This window comes from Rhizobium sp. BK176 (assembly GCF_024808055.1).
Genome location: NZ_JANUBV010000070.1, coordinates 1 through 1,943, shown reverse-complemented (window position 1 = coordinate 1,943; position 1,943 = coordinate 1). Strand labels below are relative to the sequence as shown.

The window sequence follows — 1,943 nt, the reverse complement described above, 5'->3', positions numbered from 1 at the left end:
ATCTTCTTCCATGATTTGGTGTCCACCTATTTTGGTGGACACTTCATGCCTGAGAGCACTTCGCTTCAGAAGGTGCGCAGAAATTCGCGCTTACGATCTTCCGACGGACGACGCCACAGCACTTGAAAGCAAGCTGACCCTCGCCCGCAAACGCTTCGAGGACAGGCGCGGCTGGCTGCAGCCGCACCAGCGTCGGGCGGTTCTCCTCCGCCTTGCCGATCTGGTTTTGCAGCAACGCGAGACGTTCGCAAAACGCATCGCACGAGAAGGCGGCAAGCCCTACACCGATGCATTGGTTGAAACCGATCGGGCGATCGATGGGATTCAAAACGCCGCCGAACTGCTTCGCAGCCGAGGTGGCTCCGAGATACCGATGGGCGTCACCCCGGCCAGCGAGGGCCGCCGCGCTTGGACGATCCTGGAACCCATCGGCGTGGTTGCCGCAATTTCGGCGTTCAACCATCCTCTCAATCTCATTGTTCACCAGATCGCGCCGGCGATCGCCACGGGCTGTCCTGTCATCGTCAAGCCCGCCGCCACCACGCCGCTTAGCTGCCTGGAGCTGGTCAAGCTCGTCCATGAAGCAGGCATACCGGATGGCTGGGTCCAGACCCTGCTCCCCGAGAGCCGCGATCTGTCGAGCGCCTTTGCAAGCGATCCGCGGATCGCCTTCCTGAGCTTCATCGGCTCAGCCGCGGTGGGCTGGCATCTGCGCGCCAATCTGGCGCCGGGAACCCGCTGCGCACTCGAGCACGGCGGCGTGGCCCCCGTTATCATCGACCAGACTGCCGATATCGACGCAATCATCGAACCGCTCGCGAAGGGCGGCTACTATCATGCGGGTCAGGTTTGCGTCTCCGTCCAACGCATCTATGTCCATGGGTCTCTCAAGGATGCCTTCGTCGAACGGTTCGCCGAGCGTGTCGGGCGACTGCGCGTCGGAGACCCCCTGCTTGCCCAAACCGAAGTCGGCCCACTCATTACGCCTGAAGAAGCCGACCGGGTCGCAGACTGGGTCGCGCAAGCCGCCTCGGACGGTGCGCGCCTTGTCGGAGGTGGACGCCTCAGCAGCACAACGTTGGCGCCTGCTGTTCTCATGGAGCCGCCCCAAAAATCGACGATATCACACGAAGAAGCGTTCGGCCCGGTCACCTGCATCTTTTCATTTTCCAGTCTCGATGAGGCCATTCATGAGGCAAATTCGTTGCCGGTCTCATTTCAGAGCAGCATCTTCACGCGTGATCTCGCCGTTGCGCTCAAGGCGGCCGAGCGCCTTGATGCCTCGACTGTTATGGTCAATGACCACAGCGCGTTTCGGACCGACTGGATGCCGTTTGCCGGTCGGCGGACATCAGGCTATGGGGTCGGCGGTATTCCATATACTGCGCGTGAGATGACGGCAGAAAAAATGATTGTCTTCAGGCAGCCGTAGCTCGCCGTCCGCCGCGAGGGCACTAGTGAAAATTCCGCGCCTTGACCTTCAGCATTTCGATCCTCAGATCGGGCTCATCCATCGCCTTCGGTCGCACGATCGGCTTCGATGCATCGCGTGGATCCGGCCCGCCACCATGAGTAAACTCGTCTCCCCTGGCTGCTGGCAGCCTGAACCGGGTACCGTGATCGGCAAGACCCCGGGCCATCAGCCGGCCGGTCTGCAGGTGCACGGCTCGATCGCCAACATCATGGCCTCGATGGAGGTTCTGGACCTGATGGAGCAGCAGTTCATCACCGCCGCACAGAATGATTTGATGACCAGGATCGCATCCGTCGAGCTGGACACTTGGCAGAAACGCAAAAAAGCTCCTCGACGCTTGAGCGGAGGAGCTTTGTATCAGGCGCCTTGAATGTGCAAATATTCAAGTTTGTTTGGTTGCGGGGGCAGGATTTGAACCTGCGGCCTTCAGGTTATGAGCCTGACGAGCTACCGGGCTGCTCCACCCCGC

The 1,943-nt window shown here is 60.7% G+C and carries 2 protein-coding genes; both read left to right on the top strand.

Annotated elements, in window-relative coordinates:
• Window positions 1–10: 10 nt before the first annotated feature.
• Window positions 11–1,432: an aldehyde dehydrogenase family protein gene (locus FHT76_RS41220; RefSeq protein WP_259186896.1), complete on the top strand. Its 1,422-nt coding sequence runs from the start codon at window positions 11–13 to the stop codon at window positions 1,430–1,432.
• A gap of 136 nt (window positions 1,433–1,568) precedes the next feature.
• A complete protein-coding gene (locus FHT76_RS41215) occupies window positions 1,569–1,844 on the top strand; it encodes a hypothetical protein (RefSeq protein ID WP_183863043.1) in 276 nt (91 codons plus the stop codon).
• Window positions 1,845–1,943: the final 99 nt, after the last annotated feature.